The sequence below is a fragment of the Nocardioides alcanivorans genome (assembly GCF_021555175.1).
GTDB lineage: Bacteria > Actinomycetota > Actinomycetes > Propionibacteriales > Nocardioidaceae > Nocardioides > Nocardioides alcanivorans.
Genome location: NZ_JAKGRW010000015.1, coordinates 103,693 through 124,614 on the forward strand (window position 1 = coordinate 103,693; position 20,922 = coordinate 124,614).

The following is a 20,922-nucleotide window of genomic DNA, read 5'->3' on the forward strand; positions in this document are numbered from 1 at the left end:
CTCGATCAGCGGGTGGTGCGCCAGGCCTGGTTGCAGACGAGTGCCTGCATTGTCGGCGCGGACGGCCCCGCGATGTGGCGCGGCCCACTAGGGTTGGGTCATGGAGCGCCGGATCTTCGGAATCGAGAACGAATACGGGGTCACGTGCACGTTCAAGGGACAGCGGCGGCTGAGCCCTGACGAGGTCGCCCGCTACCTCTTCCGCAAGGTGGTCTCGTGGGGGCGCAGCAGCAATGTCTTCATGCGCAACGGAGCCCGCCTCTACCTCGACGTGGGCAGCCATCCCGAATACGCCACGCCTGAGTGCGACGACGTCATCGAGCTCGTCACGCATGACAAGGCGGGGGAGCGGACCCTCGAGGGCCTTCTCGTCGACGCCGAGGAGCGACTGCACAACGAAGGGGTGGCCGGCGACATCTATCTCTTCAAGAACAACACCGACTCGGCCGGCAACTCCTACGGCTGCCACGAGAACTATCTGGTCGGCCGCGCCGGCGAGTTCAGCCGACTCGCCGACGTCCTGATCCCGTTCCTGGTCACCCGGCAGCTGCTCGTCGGCGCCGGCAAGATCATCCAGACGCCCCGCGGCGCGTCCTACTCCATCAGCCAGCGTGCCGAACACATCTGGGAGGGCGTCTCCAGCGCCACCACCCGCAGCCGGCCGATCATCAACACGCGCGACGAGCCGCACGCAGATGCGGAGCACTACCGTCGACTGCACGTGATCGTGGGCGACTCCAACATGTCGGAGACCACCACGCTGCTCAAGGTCGCGAGCTGCCACCTCGTGCTGAGGATGATCGAGGAGGGCGTGGTGATGCGGGACCTCAGCCTGGAGAACCCCATCCGAGCGATCCGGGAGATCTCCCACGACGTGACGGGACGCAAGCCGGTGCGGTTGTCCAACGGACGCGAGGCCAGCGCCCTCGAGATCCAGGGGGAGTACCTCCAGCGGGCCCGCGACTTCGCCGACCGCAGGGAACTCCACGATGACGTCACGGTGCGGGCCCTCGACCTGTGGGAGCGCGGACTGAAGGCGATCGAGTCCGGGGACTGGTCGCTGGTGGAGCGCGAGATCGACTGGGTGATCAAGTGGAAGCTCATCGACCGCTACCGCGCCAAGCACGACATGTCGCTCGGCGATGCACGCATCGCCCAGCTCGACCTCGCCTACCACGACATCCGCCGCGACCGGGGGCTCTACTACCTGCTGCAGCGTGCCGGCGCGGTGAGCCGAGTCACCACCGATCTGGCGACGTTCCGTGCCAAGAGCATCCCGCCGCAGCACACCCGGGCCCGACTCCGTGGCGACTTCATCAAGCAGGCGCAAGCGAAGCGCCGTGACTTCACCGTCGACTGGGTGCACCTGAAGCTCAACGACCAGGCGCAGCGCACGGTGCTCTGCAAGGACCCGTTCCGGGCCACGGATGAACGGGTCGAGCGGCTCATCGACGGGATGTGAGTCACCGCTGCTGCACGTCGGCTGGGTCGGGTCGTCTAGGCTTTGGCTGCTGATTTCCCTCGATTGAACAGGTGACTTGCCTTGCGTCGTCTCTCCTCCGGTGTGGCCCTGCTCTGCCTGCTCGTCCCTGCCCTCGCGGCATGTGGGTCCGATGACGACAACGACGCGGGGGAGTCGGGCTCGGTCGCGGTCTCCGGTGCCTTCGGTGAGGCTCCCGACGTGACGTACGAGACGCCGTACGTCGTCAAGGAGGTCACCACCGAGGTGCTCGAGGAGGGTGACGGTGACGTCGTCGAGCCGGGCGACATCGCTCTGATCAGTGTCTACGTCGGCAACGGCTACACCGGCGCGGTCGCGACATCCTCGTGGGAGAGCCAGATGGCAGCCAAAGCAGAGGACTCCGCCGAGGAGTCGACGCAGACCCCGGCTCCGGACGAGAGCACGCAGGACGACTCCGGGGACACCGAGGGCACACTCAGCGCCGCCGGTGACGAGAAGCCGGCCTCCGAGATGATCCAGGTGACTTCGGACGGCACGTTGAAGCCGATCTATGACGGCATCGTCGGCCAGCCCGTGGGTTCCCGAGTGCTGGTCAGCTCTCCCGGCGAGGACGCGTTCGGTCTGGGCGGCGCCGACTACAACATCGGCAACGAAGACACCACGGTCTTCGTCATCGACGTGGTCAACCGCATCGAGCCCCAGCTGGACGCCTCCGGCGCGAAGCAGCCCAAGAACGCGCCCGAAGTGGTGGAGAAGGACGGCAAGGTCACCGGGCTCGACTTCTCGAAGGCCCCCAAGAAGGCCGGCGACGACCTGCGGGTGCTGACCATGGTGGAGGGCGACGGTCCGGCCATCACCAACGGCGACCAGATCGCGATGCGTTACCTCGGTCAGTCGTGGGGCAAGAAGAAGTCGTTCGACGGCAACTACGACGCGGCGGTGCCGGGCCTCAACGGCAGCCTCGCCACGATCGCCAAGGGCGCTGTCATCGACGGTTGGGTCCAGGGACTCAAGGGCGTGAAGGCCGGAAGCCGCGTGATGCTGGTCATCCCGTCCGCCCTCGCCTACGGCAAGGACGGCAGCCCTGACTCGGGCGACGGGCAGGCCATCGGCCCCAACGAGGATCTCGTCTTCGTCATCGACGTGCTGGCCGTCGCCTGAGTCTCACGCCACGCGCGTAGACTGGCACCCATCACCACCCACGACATGAGGACGTCATGACTGCACCGCTCATCGGAAGCCTCGGCACGCCGGAAATGCTGATCATCCTCGCTGTGGTCGTGCTGCTCTTCGGCGCCTCCAAGTTGCCCGAGCTCGCTCGGGGCAGCGGCCGCGCGCTCCGCATCTTCAAGGCCGAGACCAAGGGTCTCAACGACGACGACAACGACAACGCTGCTGGGGAACTCCCCGAGGGCACGCCGGGCGAGACGGGCAAGTCCGCCGTCGACCCGGAGACCCGCCGCGACAACTCCTGAGCGCGAAGACCTCCCTTGGTGCGCGTCGCCGGCCTTGTCGACCTGCTTCGAGGCGCTCCCAAGCACCCGGTCGGTGACGACGGACAGATGGTCCTCTCGGATCATCTGCGCGAGTTCCGTGCTCGCCTGATCCGGTGCTTCCTCGTGCTGCTGGTGGCGTTCTGCGTCGCCCTGTTCTTCTACGACGAGCTGCTGGACCTCGTCATGTCGCCCTACAACGACGCCCGGGAGCAGCTCAAGCAGAAGGTTCAGACCGAGGCCTACGTCAGGGGCGCGACGGGGCCGCTGATGCTGAACCTCAAGCTCAGTGGTGTGGCAGCGGTGGTCGTGAGCAGCCCCTACTGGCTCTACCAGCTGTGGGCGTTCCTGATGCCGGGTCTGCACCCGCGGGAGCGCAAGTGGACCCGGGTGTTCGTGGCCGTGGCCGGTCCCCTGTTCCTGGGGGTGTCCTGCTCGGCTACTACGTGCTGCCGCGCGGCCTCGAGGTGCTCATCGGGTTCACCCCCGGCGGGATGACCAACCTCGTGGAGTTCGAGGAGTACTTCTCCTTCTTCACCCGGATGCTGCTGGTCTTCGGCATCGCGATGGAGATCCCGCTCTTTGTGGTGATGCTCAACCTGGCGGGCGTGGTCTCGGGGCGACAGATCGCCAAGCACCGTTCGTGGATCATCGTCGGCACCTTCGTCTTCGCGGCAGTGGCCACGCCGTCCACCGACCCCTTCGCGATGACTGCCCTCGGACTCACCATGACGCTGCTCTTCCTGCTCTCCGAGGCCATCACCCGGTCCGTGGACCGCTGGCGCGCCAAGCGCCCCCAAGGCACCGACAAGTGGGCCGACGACCAGGCGTCACCGCTGTGACGCCCGTTGACCCGTTCGACCTACCGGAGTGGCTGGGTACGTCGGAGGTCACCTGGCGGGCACTGCGCACCGAGCGCGGTGGGCACCTGATCCACGGGGAGCTGTCGGCCCCGGAGGTCGAGCCGCTGGCCTGCAACCTGTTGGCGATCGACCAGGCCTGGCCGCACGCCCTTGCCGAAGCAGAGGTCCGGGAGCGGGTCCACCTCACCTGGCACAACGGCGAGGTCGACCTCATGGAGGTCGACGGAGAGCTCACCCTCGTCTCGCCGGGGTCGGCGTTCTCGTCGGCCCGGGTGATGCTGATCCTCGAGCGCCTGGCCCGGGCGGTGGGCGCCCACCCCGACCACTACGTCGCCGCGATCCGGCTGGGCACCCTCGAGCCCGAGGCTTGATCGACTACTGTCGAAGCGTGGCCGATCCCGAAACCATGGTGCTGGTCAACCCCACGTCGGGGAAGGGCCGGGGCGCCCGAGCAGCGACTGCCGCACTCCCTGTGCTGGAGGCAGCCGGCCACCGGGTGAGGCTGCTGATGGGCTCGGACGCAGCAGACGCCGAGGCCAGGCTGCGGGCCGCCGTACGTCCCGGCTGCCGAGCGGTGATCGCCGTCGGTGGCGACGGGCTCGTCCACACGGCACTGCAGGTGGTCGCCGGGACCGGAGTGCCGCTGGGGATCATTCCTGCCGGGACCGGCAACGACATCGCCCGGAGTGCTGGCCTCCCACGCCGGGATCCCGTGGCGGCCGCGCGGGTGGTGGCGGCGGGCCACACCCGCACCCTCGATCTTGCCCGTAGCGGTGAGCGGTGGTTCGCCACCGTGTTGGCGGCCGGCTTCGACGCGATCGTCAACGAGCGGGCCAACGCCATGCGCTGGCCCCGCGGTCAGATGCGCTACAACATCGCGACGGTGGCCGAGTTGCGCACCTTCAGGGCCCTGCCCTACCAGCTGGAACTCGACGGCCGCCGCGTCGCCACGGAGGCGATGCTGGTGGCGGTCGGAAACGGCCCGTCCTTCGGGGGCGGGCTCCAGATCTGCGCCGGCGCGCAGCTCGATGACGGCCTGCTCGACGTCGTCCTGATCAAGCCCATGTCGCGCACCGAACTGGTGCGCACCTATCCCAAGCTCTTCAAGGGGACTCACGTGTCGCACCCGCTCTACGAACGTCACCTGGTGCGTCAGGTGACCGTCGCCGCCCCGGGAATCGTCGGATATGCCGACGGCGAACGAATCGCAGCGCTGCCGCTCACCGTGCGCGCGGTGCCCGGCGCGCTGGAGGTGTTCGCATGAGTACGGCGGATCGCCCCGGACCGGCGGAGGGTTACGCCCGTTTCCGGGCGGCCCAGGAGCACCCGGTCTTCGCGGAGTTCGCCGATCAGTTCGACTTCGCTCTCGACGACTTCCAGATGCGTGCCTGCAAGGAGGTCGAGGCCGGGAAGGGCGTGCTCGTCGCCGCACCGACCGGCTCCGGCAAGACGGTCGTGGGGGAGTTCGCCGTCCACATGGCGCTGGCGACCGGACGCAAGGCCTTCTACACCACTCCGATCAAGGCGCTGAGCAACCAGAAGTTCCACGACCTGGTCGAGCGATACGGCGCTGACAAGGTCGGCCTGCTCACCGGCGACAACACCATCAACGGCGATGCTCCGGTGGTCGTGATGACCACGGAAGTGCTGCGCAACATGCTCTATGCCGGGTCGACGGCGCTCACCGGTCTCGGCTTCGTGGTGATGGACGAGGTCCACTACCTCGCCGACCGGATGCGCGGTGCGGTCTGGGAAGAGGTGATCATCCATCTCCCCGAGAGCGTCAGCGTGATCTCCCTGAGCGCCACGGTCTCCAATGCCGAGGAGTTCGGCGAGTGGTTGGCGACGGTCCGTGGCGAGACCGCCACGATCGTCGAGGAGCGGCGACCGGTGCCGCTCTTCCAGCACGTGATGGTGGGGCGGCGGATCCATGACCTCTTCGCCTCGTCCGAGCGTGCTTCCAAGGAGGGTTTCGTCACCGAGGGTGCCAAGGTGAACCCCCAACTGCTCAAGGTCGCGCGAGACGACTTCGCCAGCACCCGGTTGAACGACCGTCGCGACAAGCGCAGCAACCGAGGCCGTGGTTCGAGGCCGCAGGGGCGGCGGATTCCGATGCCGCTGCGTCACGAGGTCGTCTCGCGGCTGGACGCGGAGGGTCTGCTGCCGGCGATCTGCTTCATCTTCAGCCGGGTCGGTTGCGATGCGGCCGTCACCCAGTGCCTGGACGCGGGGATCCGGCTGACCACGTCGGCGGAGCGCGACGAGATCATCCGGTTCGTGCGAGACCAGTGCAGCCACCTGCCTGACGAGGACCTCAAGGTCCTGGGTTTCGCTGAGTTCCTCGAGGGTCTGAGCCGAGGCGTCGCCGCCCACCATGCCGGGATGCTGCCGACCTTCAAGGAGTGTGTGGAGGAGCTGTTCGTCCGCGGGCTCTGCAAGGTGGTCTTCGCCACCGAGACGCTGGCGCTGGGCATCAACATGCCGGCCCGCACCGTGGTGATCGAGAAGCTCGTGAAGTGGAACGGCGAGAACCACGTCATGCTCACCCCGGGCGAATACACCCAACTCACCGGCCGGGCGGGGCGACGTGGCCTCGACATCGAGGGCCACGGAGTGGTGCTCTGGCAGCAGGGGATGAACCCCAAGGAGCTCGCCGGACTCGCGGCCACGCGCACCTATCCGTTGCGCTCGTCCTTCCGGCCCAGCTACAACATGGCGGTCAACCTGGTCCACCAGTTCGGCCGTGAGCGTTCTCGGGAGCTGCTCGAGTCCTCGTTCGCCCAGTTCCAGGCCGACAAGGCAGTGGTCGGCCTCGCCCGGCAGCTCCGCAAGAGCGAGGACGCCTTGAGCGGATACGCAGAGGCCGCCGCCTGTGAGCGGGGAGACTTCATGGAGTACGCCTCCTTGCGCCGCCGCATCAGCGACGCCGAGAAGGAAGGCTCCCGCGCGAGGCGTCAGGACCAGTGGGCGGAGGCCACGGCCTCCCTGCACAAGCTCAGGATCGGCGACATCATCCGAGTTCCAGCCGGGAAGTACGCCGGTCTGGCCGTCATCCTCGACCCGGGCCTCGGCGACGAGATCCGGCCCCACGTGCTGACCGCCGATCGCCACGCCCGGCGGCTCAACGTGCACGACTTCCCGACTCCCGTCGAGGCACTGGGCCGGATGAGGGTGCCCAAGCACTTCAGTCCCCGCAACCCGCAGCAGCGCCGCGATCTGGCCGAGGCGCTCAAGGCGAAGTCCTACGGGTTGCCCGAGCGGGGCGGCCCCGGCGCGGGACGCCCGAAGGGCGGCGCGGCCGTCTCCGACGAGGTCGCGAGGCTCCGTGCGGAGCTGAAGGCCCACCCCTGCCACGAATGCCCCGACCGGGAGGACCACGCCCGCTGGGCAGAGCGGTGGTTCCGCCTCGACCGCGATGCCCGCACCCTGCGTCGCCGCGTCGAGAACCGCAGCAACTCCATCGCGCGGCAGTTCGACCGGGTCTGTGAGGTGCTCGACACGTTGGGCTACCTCGACGGCGACCAGGTGACGCCGACCGGCAATCCGCTGCGCCGCATCCATTCCGATCTGGACCTGGTGGCAGCAGAGGCACTGCGTCGCGGCCAGTGGGACCACCTCGACGTACCGGAGCTTGCGGCCGTGCTCTCCAGCCTCGTCTTCGAAGCGCGCCGCCCCGACGACGCGCGGGCTCCCCGGATGCCGTCCGAGACGGTGCGTGAGGGGCTGGGTGACGCCGTGCGGCTCTGGGGCGAGCTCGAGGCCGTCGAGCGTGCCCACCACGTCGACTTCCTGCGGGAGCCGGACTCGGGCTTCGCCTGGGCCGCCCACCGGTGGGCATCGGGGGATGACCTCGACGAGGTGTTGAACGTGATCGACCTGGCTGCGGGGGACTTCGTGCGCTGGATCAAACAGCTCATCGACCTCAGCCTGCAGGTGGCCAACGCGGCGGGCGACTCGCCCGTGCGGAGCACAGCCCGGGGAGTCGTCGACGCCATTCGACGCGGCGTCGTCGCCTACTCGGCGGTGGCTGACTGAGCCGCGAGGATCCGCTCGGCCGAACTGCCGAGGCCCCACTGCTCGGTGAGTGCGGCGAAGGCACTCGGGTCCGCCGGGCCGCTGGGCCACGTGAGGTCGAGATCGCCCAGGTCGAGGTCGCGGCGTACGGCGACCACGCGCGGCGCGACGTCGAGGTAGGGAGCCGCTGCGGCCAGCTTTGCCCGGACTCCCGGCGCGATCGAGCTGGTCGAGTCCGCTGCGGCAGCGCGGATGCCGGTGAGGTCCCCGTGCGCGAGCAGGAGCGCCGCTGCGGTCTTCTCGCCGACGCCCTTCACACCCGGCAGGCCGTCGGAGGTGTCCCCTCGCAAGGTGGCGAAGTCGGCGTACTGCTCCGGGAGCACGCCGTACTTCTCGACGACCTCGTGGGCAGTCAGGCGTTCGTGCCTACCGACGCCGCGCGCGGTATAGAGCACCCGCACCCGGGCTGCGTCGTCGATCAGCTGGAAGAGGTCGCGGTCGCCGGTGACCACGTCGACCGGCATCCCCGCTCCGGTGGCGAGGGTGCCGATCACGTCGTCGGCCTCCATCTCGTCAGCTCCCACGACGGCGATGCCCAGCGCCGCGAGCACCTCGCGGATCACGGGGACCTGGACCTGCAGCGGGTCGGGGACCTCCTCCACGTCCGGCGCCGCGCCCGGCCGTTCTGCAACGACCCGGTGGGCCTTGTAGGAGGGGATCAGGTCGACACGCCACTGCGGTCGCCAGTCGTTGTCCCAGGCGCACGCCAGGTGGGTGGGTCGGTACTCGTCGGTGAGGCGACTGATGAAGTCCATCAGCCCCCGGACCGCGTTGACGGGGGTGCCGTCCGGCGCGCGCATCGAGTCGGGGACGCCGAAGAACGCCCGGAAATAGAGGCTCGCAGTGTCAAGAAGCATCAGCCGTGGAGTCGTCACGGGCCCAGTCTGACAGCAGGCCCTGCTCAGGTGTCCGACTAGGATCACCCGCGTGGAGATCACAGACCGCAAGATCCTGACCCTGTTGGCCACGGACGGTCGCATGTCCTACACCGACCTCGGCAAGGCGACGGGCCTCTCCACTTCCGCGGTGCACCAGCGGGTGAAGCGCCTCGAGAGCCGCGGCCTGATCAAGGGGTACGGCGCCACGATCGATCACGAGCAGGTGGGTCTTCCGCTCACGGCCTTCATCTCCATCACCCCGATCGATCCCTCGCAACCCGACGACTACCCGGAGCGGCTCGCGGACATCGCCGAGATCGAGAGCTGCTGGTCGGTGGCGGGGGAGGAGTCCTACATCCTCAAGGTCCGAGTGGCGATGCCCAGCGACCTGGAAGCCCTGTTGGCGCGGATCCGGGGCGCGGCGAACGTGGCCACGCGCACCACGATCGTGCTCTCGACCGCCTTCGAGAACCGACCGGTGACCACCGGCGTCGCCGACGACTGAGCCGGTACGTCGCCACTCGGCTCAGGGCCGTGGCTGCCGGTGCCACCACTCCCGACCCTCCGCGTCCAGGGTGTGGATCGGGTCGTAGTAGGGGTGGGTCCGGTTGAGCGCGGCCACGTCGGTGGCGTCGACCGTCGTCCGGTAGTACTTCGCCCACTGCGAGATCCCGCGTCGACGGTCGTAGTCGGTGACCTGGTGCACCCAGCGCTTCCCCACGAACGGCACGTCACAGACGATGCGCGGCGTGGCGAATCCCGGCAAGTAGCCCATGATCTCGTGCTGCAGCTGCTGGGCGTGCGCCACGGAGATCCGCCAGTGCTCGGCGTTGGGGATCATGTCGCACATGTAGAAGTAGTAGGGCGTGATGCCGGCGCCGTCGAGCAGGCCGAAGCAGAGGTCCAGCAGGTCGTGGGAGTCGGCGTTGACCCCGGCCAGGAGCACACCCTGGTTGCGGACGTCGCGCACGCCGGCCTCCAGCAGTGCCCTCGACGCCTCCGCCACCAGCGGTGTGACCGAGTGGAGGTGGTTGGTGTGGGTGTGGATCGCCAGGGCGACGCCGCCGGTCCGGGCCAGCCCCGCGACCCGGTGGACGCCGGCCACCACCTCAGGCTGCAACCAGTGCTGGGGCAGCCCGATGAGGGCCTTCGTGGCCAGCCGGATGTCGCGGATGCTGTCGAGCGCCAGGAGGTCGGTCAGGAAACGCTCCAGGCGCGGCCACGGCAGGTTGGCCACGTCACCGCCGGAGACCACCACGTCTCGGACCTCGGGGGTCCGGCGTAGGTAGTCGAGGATGCCGTCGAGCCGGTCGTCGGGGCGCCCGGCCAGGCGGAGCTTCTGCACCGTGTCGGTGGAGTTGCCGACGAGGTCCATCCGGGTGCAGTGCCCGCAGTACTGCGGGCAGGTGGACAACAGCTCGGCGAGCACCTTGGTGGGGTAGCGGTGGGTGAGTCCCTCCGCCACCCACATGTCGTGCTCGTGCAGGGAGTCGCGGGTGGCGTAGGGGTGGGACGGCCAGTCGGTACGCCGGTCGCTGTGGACGGGCAGCATGTAGTGACGGATCGGGTCGGCCAGGAGCGCCTCGGTCCAGGAGGAGTCGTGCAACGGGCTCTCGGGGACCATCGTGTTGAGCATCTGCGGTGGCAGCAGCATCGACATGGTGGCGTGCTCGCGCTGGTCACGGCGCAGGTCGTCATAGAAGGTCTCGTCGACGAGATCGCCCCACACCTGCTTGAGCTGAGCCACGGACTTCACGCAGTGCGCCCGTTGCCACTGAGCCGAACGCCACTCGTCGATGCCGACCGACCGCCACCCCGGGAAGCGGCGCCAGTCCGGCTCGACGAGGTCGCGCCGGACGTAGCGGTAGGGCTGGACGACGTGGGGCTGAGCGAGCGGTGCGACGGACATCGGATCTCCTCCTGGCTCCCGGTCGGGCGGGTCGGCGGCGCGAACGCTTGTGACGGGCGCCACCTATCTGCCACAGTAGAGAGAGATATTGCGGCCTGTCCACCAACTGGCCGCAAGATATCCGGCGAAAGGTTGGCGATGCTGACGGAACGTACGCACATCAGTGATCCCACCGGACGGCATCGGGTGCTCGACGAGGCTCCGGTGCTGCCGCAGGCGGCCCAGCGTCTAGACGATTCGCCCCTGCTCACCGCAGACGAGGTGCTGCTCGCCGTCGAGCGGATCAACCTCGACGCCGCCTCCTACCGGCAACTTGCCGAGGCCAGTTCCGTGGGGAGGTCGTCGACGGCGCCGCCGTGCGTCAGGCTGTCCTCGACATCGTGCGATCACGAGGCAAGATGCAGAATCCGGTCACCGGCTCCGGTGGGATGCTGATCGGCACCGTGCTGGAGGTCGGTGACGAGTCCCTCCTCGGTGTCCGGGTCGGCCAACGCGTGGCCACCCTGGTCTCCCTCACCCTCACGCCGCTGCACATCACTGACGACCTCGCCCGCTGGGACGGTCGCTCCGAGCAGGTGCCTGCGGCAGGTCATGCAGTGCTCTTCGGCCGCAGCATCGCAGCGGTGCTCCCGGAGGACCTCTCCGACGCGGAGGCGCTCGCCGTCCTCGACGTCTGCGGCGCACCCGCGCTCACCGCCAGACTCGTCGCCCGGCAACGGTGCTCGAGCGTGACCGTGCTGGGTGGCGCGGGCAAGTCTGGCTCGCTCAGCCTCGCCGCGGCCAGGCGAGCCGGGGCGAAGCATCTCGTGGGCGTCGTACGCGACGACGGCGAACGACGGGCACTGCTCGGTGCGGGCCTCGCTGACGCAGTGGTCGTCGCCGATGCGTCGGATCCACTGGCGCTGCGTGACGCACTCCTGCGGGTGGGCGATCCCGGTGAGCTCACGATCGTGTGCGTCGATGCCCCAGGCTGCGAGGCCGGGGCGATCCTGGCGACCGCCGCCGGCGGCACGATCGTCTTCTTCTCCATGGCCACGTCCTTCTCCGCCGCGGCGCTGGGTGCCGAAGGCCTGGCGGCCGACGTGACGATGCTGATCGGCAACGGCTACGTCCCCGGCCACGCCGACCTGGCCCTGGACCTCTATCGCTCGAACCCCGGCGTACGACGACTCTTCACCAGGAGGCTCTGATGATCACCCTCGATCCCGCCCAGGTCGTGGCTGCCCGTGCGCTGGCGGCACAGGTCGGCGGTCCGATCGTCGACCTCGCCCGCTCCCACACCACGACGTCGGTCGAGCGCGCCCTGCTCCGTCTCGGCGGACTACGGGGGCCGACCACGCCGGGGTGCCTTGGGTCAACCACCTCGTCGAGTCCGTCGTCGACCAGATCGGGCTCGAGCACGGGGTCGCGCTGCCCGTCTGGGACGCGCTGCGACGCCATGAGGCGGGCGACCTCGCCGAGCTCGCGGCCAAGGCGGCAGTCGGTGCGGTCCGCTTCGAGTTGCCACCGCCGGCCGCCGACGATGAGGTACGTCGACAGTCCCGCGCCGCGGTGGCTGCCGGGATCGCCCGCATCGACCGGGCCCGGGTCGAGCGCGAACATCTGGTGCGCACGGTCGGGGATGCACCTCGACGCCCATGGATCTACCTGATCGTGGCCACCGGTGACATCCACGAGGACATCCCCAGGCCCAATCCGCAGCGCGGGCCGGCGCCGACGTGATCGCGGTGATCCGATCGACCGGCCAGTCGCTGCTCGACTACGTACCGGAGGGCGCTACGCGGGAGGGCTTCGCCGGCACCTATGCGACCCAGGAGAACTTCCGCCTCATGCGTGCCGCCCTCGACGAGACCAGCCGTGAACTCGGTCGCTACGTGCGCCTCACCAACTATGCATCCGGGCTGTGCATGCCCGAGATCGCCGTGCTCGCGGGCCTGGAACGCCTCGACATGATGCTCAACGACTCGATGTACGGGATCCTCTTCCGCGACATCAACCCGGTGCGGACCTTCGTCGACCAACGCTTCAGCCGCCAGATCCACGCGCGGGCCGGCATCATCATCAACACCGGCGAGGACAACTACCTCACCACCAGCGACGCCGTCGAAGACGCCCACACGGTCACCACCAGCCAGCTGCTCAACGAGTTCTTCGCCAAGGAAGCGGGTCTCGAGGACTGGCAGCTCGGGCTCGGCCACGCCTTCGAGATCGATCCCGACGTCCCCGACTCGTTCCGGCTCGAACTCGCCCATGCGCTCCTGGCCCGCACCCTGTTCCCGGACGCGCCGCTGAAGTGGATGCCGCCGACCCGGCACATGACCGGCGACATCTTCCGCGGCCAGCTGCTGGACGGCTTCTTCAACTTGGCAGGAGTGCTGACCGGGCAGAGCATCCTGCTCGTCGGGATGATGACCGAGGCGGTCGTGACACCGTGGCTCTCCGATCGCGACCTGGCGCTGCAGAACGCGTGCTACGTGCTCAACGCCGCGGGCGGCCTGGCGGAAGACTTCCGGCCCGCCCCGGGCGGTTTCATCGAGCAGCGGGCCAACGAGGTGCTGGCGAGCGCCGTCGACCTGCTGGGGCAGGTCCGGGCGACCGACGCCGGACTGCTCGGGGCCATCGGTGACGGCACCTTCGGACGGATGCGGCGACCTGCCGACGCCGGTCGCGGCGGAGACGGCGTGGCCCGGAGGTCCGAGCGCCACCACAACCCGGCCGAGCTGATCCTCGAGGAGGCGTCATGACCCTGATCCGGCCCTACGGTGACACCACCGGCGACGGCATGGTGCAGCTGAGCTTCACCCTCCCGGTGGCCCACGACAAGCGTGCCGAGGGCGCCGCCCTCCAGCTGGCACGGTCGATGGGGATGGAGCCGGCCATGCTGGCGCACGCCCGTCCCGTCGGTCCCGGCCACACGTTCTTCATCGTCTACGGCTCGGTCACCCACCTCGTCGACACCGACGCGGTCCGCGTGGTGGAGCGCGACCACGCGTTGCTGACCCCTGCCGAGGTCAACGCCGAGATCAAGCGACTGCTGCACCGGCGTCTGGTCGTGGTGGGTGCCTGCATCGGTACCGACGCCCACACCGTCGGCATCGACGCGATCCTCAACATCAAGGGAGTGGCGGGGGAGAAGGGGTTGGAGTACTACCGCGAGATCAAGGTGGTGAACCTCGGCGCCCAGGTGGCAGTCGCCGACCTCGTCGCCAGGGCCCAGCAGGAAGGTGCCGACGCCGTCCTCGTGAGTCAGGTCGTGACGCAACGTGATGCCCACGTGCTCAACACGCGGGCGTTGTCGCGGGCCTTCGCGGCGACGTACCCGCCGGAGCGTCGGCCGATCCTCGTCGTGGGTGGCCCGCGGTTCGACGAGTCGATGGCCGCCGACCTGGGTGTGGACCGGGTCTTCGCCCGCGGGACGACCCCGGGGAGGTGGCGAGCTACCTGGTGCACCAGCTCGACCGAAGGACGAACCCGACGCAGGCGGTGAGCGCATGACCGCGTCGGCGGGCGATCGCGTGGTCCACCGCGGGTACGTCTCCCATGACCTCGCCCACTATGCGGGCAACCTCGTCGACGGTGCGTGGGGCCTGGCGCGATTCGGTGACGCAGCGACGGAGCTGTGCATGGTCGCGGACGGTGACGAAGGACTCCTCGCAGGCTACGACGAGGTGAGGTTCCTGGCCCCGATCCACGGCGGCGACGTCGTGGAGGTGGTTGCCGAGGTGATGACGGTCGGCCGTCGGTCCCGGCGGATCCGGTTCACCGCGACCGTGATCGCGCGCAGTGCGCCGCGGCCCGGCCGCCCGGGCGCGGGGCACCACCTGACGGACCCGGTGCTGGCCACCACCGCCGTCGGGGTGGTCGTGGTACCGGGCGAGTGAGGGCACCCTCACGGCGTGTCATCCGGCGACACGCCGGGGACCGACGAATCGGGACGATTTCTGCGTCGCGGCTGACCCCCAAGTGACCTGCGCAAACGCGGAAAGGTGCAGGTCAGGGTGCGGTTGACAGGGGCCGTCGGAGTGGGTCATGGTGCCGAGGTCCGTTGAGGCAGTACGGCGGTCGGGAGCCGCAGGCGGGCGGAGTCCGGGAAGGTGCACTCCAGGCCTGAACCGGGACCACGCCCCGCGAGATCTCCCGCCAGTTGTAGACGGCCCCGGGGGCGCTCCCACGCACTAGACAACGGCACGGCGTCGGCAGCCAGTCGGTATCGAGTCGGTCCGAAGCGGGTGACGCGCCCCCGGGACTGCGATGCCGCCACCACGCATGGCCTACCCTTTGCCGGTGCCATGGCGTCGTCTTGCTCCCGTGCTGGCTCCGGGATCCGTCCCCCTGGCCGCAGCGGCTGGTCTGCTGCTGAGCACGGCGTTCGAGCCCATCGCCTTCTTCTGGTCCGCGCTGCCGGCGGTGGCGCTCTTCTTGTGGACCGTCCACGGTCAGCGCGCGCGGCGCGGCGCGCTGCTCGGCCTCGTCTTCGGGGCTTGCTTCATGTACGTCAACATCTACTGGATGCGTGCGGTCGCGGACGCAGCGTGGTTGGGTCTCGCCGGTGTCGAGGCGATCTTCCTCTCGCTGGGCGGCGCGCTGCTCGCCGTCGCCTCGCGGTGGCGCGGCTGGCCCGTCTGGTCCGCGGTCATCTGGCTCGCCATCGAGGTGTTCCGAGGCGCCTGGCCCTTCAGCGGGTTCACTTGGGGCCGCCTGTCCTTCGCGGTGGTCGACACCCCCTATGCGGCCGCGCTGCCCTGGGTCGGGAGCTACGGGGTCAGCCTTCTCGTCGCGGCGACGGCGGCCGGGCTCCTCTGGCTGGCACTCGACATCCGAGCTCGGTGGAAGCCCGTCACCGGCGGTGCGCTGGTCGGGGCACTGCTCCTGGGGCTCTTCGCGGCGCTGGGGCCACGCTGGACCACCGACCGGACCGCAACCATTGCCCTGGTGCAGGGCAATGTGCCGGGGACGGCACCGAGCTCGTCAAGCACCATCGGGAGGTGACCCGCAACCACGTGCGGCTCACCGAGCAACTGGGCGAATCGGTCAGGAGCGGCTCCCAGCCGAAGCCCGACCTGGTCGTCTGGCCCGAGAACTCCACGGCTGTCGACCCGTTCGAGGACCCTGCCACCCGCAACGGCATCCTGCGTGCCGTGCAGGCAGTCGCCGCGCCGGTGCTCGTCGGCGCCATGGTCGACCACGACGATCCGGCCAAGATCCTCAACCAGGGCATCCTTGAGGACCCCGACACGGGCACCGGCGACCGCTACACCAAGCGCCATCCGGTGCCCTTCGGTGAGTACGTCCCCTTCCGCAAGTACCTGCCGGCCGGCAGCAACATCGGCCGGCTGGCTGAAGTGCCCCGTGACATGGTGGCGGGCCACGACAGGACGCCCTTGGACGTACGGGGCCTCTCGGTCGCCGATGCCATCTGCTTCGACGTCGGCTATGACGACGTCTTCGTCGACCAGGTCCGTCGTGGGGCCGAGGTGGTGGTCGTGCAGACCTCCAACGCGATGTTCATCGAGACCGCGCAGATCGAGCAGCAGTTCGCGATCACTCGCTTGCGCGCGATCGAGACCGGGCGCACCGTGGCCGTGGCGGCCGTCAACGGACGCACCGGGATCATCGGTCCCGACGGAGAGGTCGCAGCCGACATCGCGCCCAAGGAGGAGGGCGTGGTCGTCGCAGAGGTGCGGTTGGCCGAAGGCACCCCGCCCGCGATGTACGTCGGCCCGTGGGTCGGACGCATCGCTGTCGGCGTGAGCGTGGGTGCCTTCGTGATTGCGGGGGTCACGTATCGTCGTCAACGGGAGCAGGCAGGCGAGGGAGGACCAGATGGCAACGGCTGATCACGGGCGCGTCGTGATGGTCGTGCCCACCTACAACGAGGCCGACAACCTCGCGTGGATCGTGGGCCGGCTCCGTGCCGCCCAACCGCTGGTCGACGTCCTCGTCGTCGACGACGCGTCGCCCGACGGCACCGGCCGCATCGCCGACGAGCTCGCCGCCTCCGACAGCGCGGTGCACGTGCTGCACCGCGCCGGCAAGGAAGGGCTCGGAGCTGCCTACCTCGCGGGGTTCCGAGCCGCGCTCGACATGGGCTACGACGTGATCGGCGAGATGGATGCAGACGGTTCCCACCAGCCGGAGCAGCTCCACCTCCTGCTCGACGCACTCGGCGACGCGGATCTCGTCCTCGGGTCGCGTTGGGTGCCGGGTGGTTCGGTCGTCAACTGGCCGGTCGGCCGTCAACTGCTCTCCCGGGGTGGCAACCTCTACGTGCGTCTGTTGCTCGGCATCGGCGTTCGCGATGCCACAGGTGGTTTCCGGCTGTTCCGCCGCTCGGCCCTCGAGGCCATCGTCCTCGACACCGTCGAGTCCACCGGCTACGTCTTCCAGACCGACCTGGTGTGGCGCGTGCTCCGGCTCGGCCTGCGGCTGCGCGAAGTGCCGATCGAGTTCATCGAGAGGGAGCGCGGCGACTCCAAGATGAGCGGCCCCGTGGCCCGGGAGTCCCTGCGGCGTGTCACCGGATGGGGACTGCGTGAGCGGCTGCGCCGAGGTCGGGCAGTCTTCCGCACGGCCAAGGAGGAAGCGGCATGACCCGACGACGTCGGTTCCCGTTGTGGCTCGCGGTGCTGCTCTTCCTGGTGATCCCGCTGATGGAGCTGTATGTGCTCATCCAGGTGGGCCAGGTGATCGGGGTCGGGTGGACGATCGTCGCCCTGATCGCCGACAGCCTGCTGGGTGGCTGGCTCATCAAGCGCGAGGGCGGTCGAGCGCTCCGGGCGTTCAGTACTGCCCTGGCCGAGGGCCGGATGCCGTCGCGGGAGATCGCCGACGGGATCCTGGTTCTCGGAGGCGGCATCTTGATGCTTTCGCCCGGGTTCGTCCTCGACATCCTCGGGCTGCTGCTGGTGTTGCCGTTCACGCGCCCCCTCGCACGCGGCATGATGACCCGCTTCGTCGAGGCCAGACTCGTTTCCGGCATGCCCGCGGCCGGCTTCGCTCCGGGCGGGTTCCCCGGAGCGGGGTTCTCCCACCCGGGCGCCAACGCAACTCACCCCCGACCCGACGGGACAGGTCCCGTGGTCGAGGGTGAGGTGGTGGAGGACTGACCTCCGTCAGGCGTTGGACTTCTTGCGCTTCGACGGCCGGTGCAGGTGCGCCGGGCCGATCTCACCGCCACGCAGCAGATCGATGCGTTCGGTGAGGATGACCTCGAGCTCTTCGAGCGAACGACGCTCGAGCAGCATGTCCCAGTGGGTACGGGCCGGCTTCTCGACCTTCTCCTCGGGCAGGATGCCGTCGATGCTCAGCGCCTCGGCGCCGCAACGCGGGCACTCCCAGTTGGCCGGGATGTCGGCCTCGGTCGACATGGTGATCTCGAACTGGTGACCCTGAGGACACTTGTAGCCGACCTGCTGGCGAGCGGCGAACTCGATGCCGCGCTCGTCCTCAAAGCTCTGGCCGCCGAGTCGAGCTCCCCTAAGCGTGCGCTCAGCCATGAGCAACCTCCGATGTCTGGATGGATCTGGTTGGGACGGTGGTCCCGTTGATGGAACGGTGCTCCACCCCCATCATGACGCAGGAGGGGGCAACCGGTCACATATTGCGTCAACGAGCAGCGGCGCAAAGGATTCCGTGGCGACCTGTGTCGGTCGCCACGTCATGTGTGCCGGTGCGGTGCGATCGTCGGTCAACCGACAGCTGGCGCGTTGCCTGCCTCGCGCATGCCACGGGCGGTGTCGACGCGCGAGAGGAAGAAGAGTCCCAGCACGAAGAAGACGATCAGCGCGAGGATCGCCGGGCGGTAGGAGCCCGTCAGCTGGTAGACCACACCGAAGGTGAGGGTGCCGAACCACGACGTCCCCCGGTCCATGGCGTGGTAGAAGCTGAAGAACTCGCCTTCGCGCCCGCGGGGGATCAGGAGCGAGAAGTAGGACCTGGCCAGTGCTTGGGTGCCGCCCAGCACGATGCCGATGGCGACGCCCATGAGCAGGAACAGCGCGATGTTCTTCTCGGGCAGCACGAGGGCGAAGAGCACGATGCCCATCCACACGCCCAGGCCCACCATGATGACCGGCTTGGCGCCGTACTTGTCGGCCGCGGCGCCGAAGATCAGCGCGCCGAAGAAGGCGACGAACTGCACCATCAAGATGGTGCCGATCAGCACCGAGGTCCCGAACCCGAGCTGCTTCTCGCCGTAGGTCGACGACGAGGCGATGACCGTCTGGATGCCGTCGTTGAAGAAGAGGTAGGCAACCAGGAAGGTGAGTGCCATCGGGTAGTTCTTCAGGTCCTTGAGGGTCACCCACAGTTGCCCGAAGCTCTGGGAGATGAGGCCGCCCTCGGCCTCCACGACGTGCTCAGGTGGATGGTTGCGCAGACGCAGATAGGGGATGATCGTGAATGCTGCCCACCAGACGGCTGCGGACAACATGGAGAGGCGCACCGCGAGCGCCTTGTCCATGCCGAACGAGTCGTGCATCAGGACCATCACGAGGTTGATCGCCAGCAGCAGGCCGCCACCGAGGTATCCCATGGCCCAGCCACGTGAACTCACCTTGTCGCGCTCGTCCTCGTCGGAGATGAGCGGCAGGATCGCGTCGTTGAAGACCGTCGAGGCGCCCAGGCACAGATTCGCGCCGATCACGGCGATCGCACCGATCTCCCAGTTGCCGTCGCGGCAGAACCAGAGCAGTGACGCGAACCCGGCGCCCACCCACGCGAACCCGGCCAGCAGACCCTTCTTGTTCTCGGTGCGGTCGGCGACCGCACCGAGCAGCGGCAGCAGCACCGCGGAGAGGATCGTCGCGAACGTGATGATGAAGGAGGGCAAGGCCCCCGGAGCGATGCTGAGGCCGAGGACGGCGAGGTTGGCGTCGCAGTCGAGGCCCTTGTCGGAATCACTGACGTATCCGCAGGCCGCCTGCTCCGCGACCGTGATCAGGTAGGGCGCGAACAGCACGGTCGACACCGTGGTGACGTAGGCCGAGTTGGCCCAGTCGTACCAGTACCAGGCCTTCTGCTCGCGAACCTTCGCCAGGGGCCGTAGGTCAGCGAACTCCTCAGGCTCGTCGCTCATCAGCGCCTCCCTCCCACATGCCCAACTCCGTGAGCACCTGCCTGAGTATGTCCGTGCGATCGGTCATCACGCCATCGACACCACGGCGGACCAGCAAACGGATCGTGTCCGGATCGTCGATGGTCCACACGTGTACGTGCTTGCCGGCCGCGTGCGCGCGGCGTACGAGACCTCGGGTGGCGACAGGAATCCGGTCGCGGTGACGATAGGGGATCTGCAGGGCACTGACCCGGTGCCGGGTGAGGACGTCAGCCCATCGTCCCGACGGGCACAGCAGCCAGATCAGGACCTCACCCGGATGGGCCGAGGTCGCCACCCGGCCGCCGGTGAGCCTGCGGAAGCGACGCAGCGCCCGGGGGAGAAGGAGCCCACCAGGATGCGGTCGTGCGCACCACGCTCCTCGATGAAGCGCGCCAGGGGGCCACGGCGCCCGGTGACTTGATGTCGACGTTGAAGCGAGCCTCGGGAAAGGCGTCGAAGAGATCCTCGAACGCCGGGACCGTCTCGCTGCCTGCGATGACGGCTTCGCCGACCTGTGACCAGGTGAGTTCGGAGATCACACCGATCTGGTCGGTGACCCGGTCGAGCACCCGGTCGTGGAAGGCCACCAGGTGGCCGTCGCTCGTCGCATGGACGTCGGTCTCGAGATAGCGGTAGCCCAACGACACCGCATGGCGGAACGCAGCGATCGTGTTCTCCATGCCGGGGATCTCGGGATGCAACGCGCCGCCACGGTGGGCGAAGGGAATGGGGCGGCTGGGCTCGTCGAGATAGCGGAAGCCTGTCTGGGTCACGCTCCGCATTCAACCCGACTGTGGCCGGCGACTCAGTGACGACGCGGCGGTAGATCCGCACACGCGCGCGATCGCAGGAGTACCGTCGGATCATGGAGACCATGACCTGCCCGCGATGCGGCACACAGATGGAGGAACGCAACGCCGGACGCGGTCAGGTGCTGCGTTGCCCGGACGGCCACGGGGTGTTCCTGGACCGGGCTTCGCTGGGCGACCTGATCGACGCCGAGGTCGCCTGGCACCAGCATGCCGATGCGCGCCACACGGCGCCGTTGCCACGGATCACTGCCGACATGACCGCTCCGCCCGCCTACCCGGTCGCGGCCCCCGCCTGGGTCGCTTCCCTCTTCGACTGATTCACCCGGCTCAACGT

General features: G+C 68.8%; 22 protein-coding genes and 2 pseudogenes. 18 read left to right on the plus strand and 6 right to left on the minus strand.

Annotated elements, in window-relative coordinates:
* The first annotated feature begins 100 nt into the window (after nt 1-100).
* From pafA to L1066_RS08915, 7 genes and pseudogenes are all read left to right on the plus strand, one after another.
* On the plus strand, nt 101-1,462 hold the full coding sequence (gene pafA / locus L1066_RS08885; RefSeq protein WP_235735995.1) for a Pup--protein ligase: 1,362 nt from the start codon (nt 101-103) through the stop codon (nt 1,460-1,462).
* A gap of 81 nt (nt 1,463-1,543) precedes the next feature.
* Nucleotides 1,544-2,623: an FKBP-type peptidyl-prolyl cis-trans isomerase gene (locus L1066_RS08890; RefSeq protein WP_235735996.1), complete on the plus strand. Its 1,080-nt coding sequence runs from the start codon at nt 1,544-1,546 to the stop codon at nt 2,621-2,623.
* A gap of 56 nt (nt 2,624-2,679) precedes the next feature.
* Nucleotides 2,680-2,937, plus strand: a complete 258-nt coding sequence (gene tatA, locus L1066_RS26555) for a Sec-independent protein translocase subunit TatA (protein ID WP_283095340.1) — start codon at nt 2,680-2,682, stop codon at nt 2,935-2,937.
* Nucleotides 2,938-3,024: 87 nt separating this feature from the next.
* Nucleotides 3,025-3,797 (plus strand): annotated as a pseudogene (gene tatC / locus L1066_RS08900) (twin-arginine translocase subunit TatC).
* Nucleotides 3,794-4,189 (plus strand): hypothetical protein, encoded by a 396-nt coding sequence (locus tag L1066_RS08905; protein WP_235735997.1) that lies wholly within the window; start codon nt 3,794-3,796, stop codon nt 4,187-4,189. The pseudogene tatC and the gene L1066_RS08905 overlap by 4 nt, the downstream one beginning before the upstream one ends.
* Nucleotides 4,190-4,206: 17 nt before the next feature.
* Nucleotides 4,207-5,082: a diacylglycerol kinase gene (locus L1066_RS08910; protein WP_235735998.1), complete on the plus strand. Its 876-nt coding sequence runs from the start codon at nt 4,207-4,209 to the stop codon at nt 5,080-5,082.
* Complete coding sequence (locus L1066_RS08915; protein ID WP_235735999.1) at nt 5,079-7,853, plus strand: DEAD/DEAH box helicase; 2,775 nt, start codon at nt 5,079-5,081, stop codon at nt 7,851-7,853. Before L1066_RS08910 ends, L1066_RS08915 begins: the two co-directional genes overlap by 4 nt.
* Here L1066_RS08915 and L1066_RS08920 read toward each other — a convergent pair.
* Nucleotides 7,832-8,767 carry a 5'-3' exonuclease gene (locus L1066_RS08920; protein ID WP_376707663.1) on the minus strand — a complete coding sequence of 312 codons (936 nt, stop codon included), beginning with the start codon at nt 8,765-8,767 and terminating at the stop codon, nt 7,832-7,834. The genes L1066_RS08915 and L1066_RS08920 overlap by 22 nt on opposite strands.
* Nucleotides 8,768-8,819: 52 nt before the next feature.
* Between L1066_RS08920 and L1066_RS08925 the strand changes: the two genes are divergently transcribed.
* Nucleotides 8,820-9,275, plus strand: a complete 456-nt coding sequence (locus L1066_RS08925; RefSeq protein WP_235736000.1) for an Lrp/AsnC family transcriptional regulator — start codon at nt 8,820-8,822, stop codon at nt 9,273-9,275.
* Between the two features lie 21 nt (nt 9,276-9,296).
* Here the strand turns inward: L1066_RS08925 and L1066_RS08930 are convergent, their stop codons facing one another.
* On the minus strand, nt 9,297-10,679 hold the full coding sequence (locus L1066_RS08930) for a KamA family radical SAM protein (protein WP_235736001.1): 1,383 nt from the start codon (nt 10,677-10,679) through the stop codon (nt 9,297-9,299).
* A gap of 138 nt (nt 10,680-10,817) precedes the next feature.
* Between L1066_RS08930 and L1066_RS08935 the strand changes: the two genes are divergently transcribed.
* The 9 genes and pseudogenes from L1066_RS08935 to L1066_RS08975 all read left to right on the plus strand — a co-directional run bounded on the left by L1066_RS08935 (nt 10,818) and on the right by L1066_RS08975 (nt 17,785).
* Complete coding sequence (locus L1066_RS08935; protein ID WP_235736002.1) at nt 10,818-11,114, plus strand: hypothetical protein; 297 nt, start codon at nt 10,818-10,820, stop codon at nt 11,112-11,114.
* The gene (locus L1066_RS08940; protein WP_235736003.1) at nt 11,078-11,869 is read left to right on the plus strand and encodes an MDR/zinc-dependent alcohol dehydrogenase-like family protein; all 792 of its coding nucleotides are present in this window, start codon (nt 11,078-11,080) and stop codon (nt 11,867-11,869) included. Before L1066_RS08935 ends, L1066_RS08940 begins: the two co-directional genes overlap by 37 nt.
* A pseudogene (gene kamD / locus L1066_RS08945) lies at nt 11,869-13,423 on the plus strand (lysine 5,6-aminomutase subunit alpha). Before L1066_RS08940 ends, kamD begins: the two are co-directional and overlap by 1 nt.
* Nucleotides 13,420-14,166, plus strand: a complete 747-nt coding sequence (gene kamE / locus L1066_RS08950) for a lysine 5,6-aminomutase subunit beta (protein WP_235736004.1) — start codon at nt 13,420-13,422, stop codon at nt 14,164-14,166. The pseudogene kamD and the gene kamE overlap by 4 nt, the downstream one beginning before the upstream one ends.
* A gap of 4 nt (nt 14,167-14,170) precedes the next feature.
* Nucleotides 14,171-14,560, plus strand: coding sequence for a hotdog domain-containing protein (locus tag L1066_RS08955; RefSeq protein WP_235736005.1), 390 nt, complete (start codon nt 14,171-14,173; stop codon nt 14,558-14,560).
* Nucleotides 14,561-14,963: 403 nt separating this feature from the next.
* A complete protein-coding gene (locus tag L1066_RS08960) occupies nt 14,964-15,668 on the plus strand; it encodes a hypothetical protein (protein WP_235736006.1) in 705 nt (234 codons plus the stop codon).
* The gene (gene lnt, locus L1066_RS08965; RefSeq protein WP_235736007.1) at nt 15,665-16,516 is read left to right on the plus strand and encodes an apolipoprotein N-acyltransferase; all 852 of its coding nucleotides are present in this window, start codon (nt 15,665-15,667) and stop codon (nt 16,514-16,516) included. Before L1066_RS08960 ends, lnt begins: the two co-directional genes overlap by 4 nt.
* Nucleotides 16,503-17,270, plus strand: a complete 768-nt coding sequence (locus L1066_RS08970) for a polyprenol monophosphomannose synthase (protein ID WP_235736008.1) — start codon at nt 16,503-16,505, stop codon at nt 17,268-17,270. Before lnt ends, L1066_RS08970 begins: the two co-directional genes overlap by 14 nt.
* Entirely contained in the window at nt 17,267-17,785 is a 519-nt protein-coding gene (locus tag L1066_RS08975; protein ID WP_235736009.1) for an FxsA family protein, read from the plus strand. Before L1066_RS08970 ends, L1066_RS08975 begins: the two co-directional genes overlap by 4 nt.
* 6 nt (nt 17,786-17,791) lie before the next feature.
* Here L1066_RS08975 and L1066_RS08980 read toward each other — a convergent pair whose 3' ends face one another.
* From L1066_RS08980 to L1066_RS08995, 4 genes are all read right to left on the minus strand, one after another.
* Entirely contained in the window at nt 17,792-18,175 is a 384-nt protein-coding gene (locus L1066_RS08980) for an RNA polymerase-binding protein RbpA (protein ID WP_235736010.1), read from the minus strand.
* Between the two features lie 191 nt (nt 18,176-18,366).
* Nucleotides 18,367-19,755 carry an MFS transporter gene (locus L1066_RS08985; RefSeq protein ID WP_235736011.1) on the minus strand — a complete coding sequence of 463 codons (1,389 nt, stop codon included), beginning with the start codon at nt 19,753-19,755 and terminating at the stop codon, nt 18,367-18,369.
* On the minus strand, nt 19,739-20,071 hold the full coding sequence (locus L1066_RS08990) for a glycerophosphodiester phosphodiesterase family protein (protein WP_235736012.1): 333 nt from the start codon (nt 20,069-20,071) through the stop codon (nt 19,739-19,741). The genes L1066_RS08985 and L1066_RS08990 overlap by 17 nt, the downstream gene beginning before the upstream one ends.
* A complete protein-coding gene (locus L1066_RS08995) occupies nt 20,046-20,549 on the minus strand; it encodes a glycerophosphodiester phosphodiesterase (RefSeq protein WP_235736013.1) in 504 nt (167 codons plus the stop codon). Before L1066_RS08995 ends, L1066_RS08990 begins: the two co-directional genes overlap by 26 nt.
* Nucleotides 20,550-20,641: 92 nt before the next feature.
* On the opposite strand from L1066_RS08995, the gene L1066_RS09000 reads away from it, so the two are divergent.
* Nucleotides 20,642-20,905, plus strand: coding sequence for a TFIIB-type zinc ribbon-containing protein (locus L1066_RS09000; RefSeq protein WP_235736014.1), 264 nt, complete (start codon nt 20,642-20,644; stop codon nt 20,903-20,905).
* Nucleotides 20,906-20,922 lie beyond the last annotated feature (17 nt).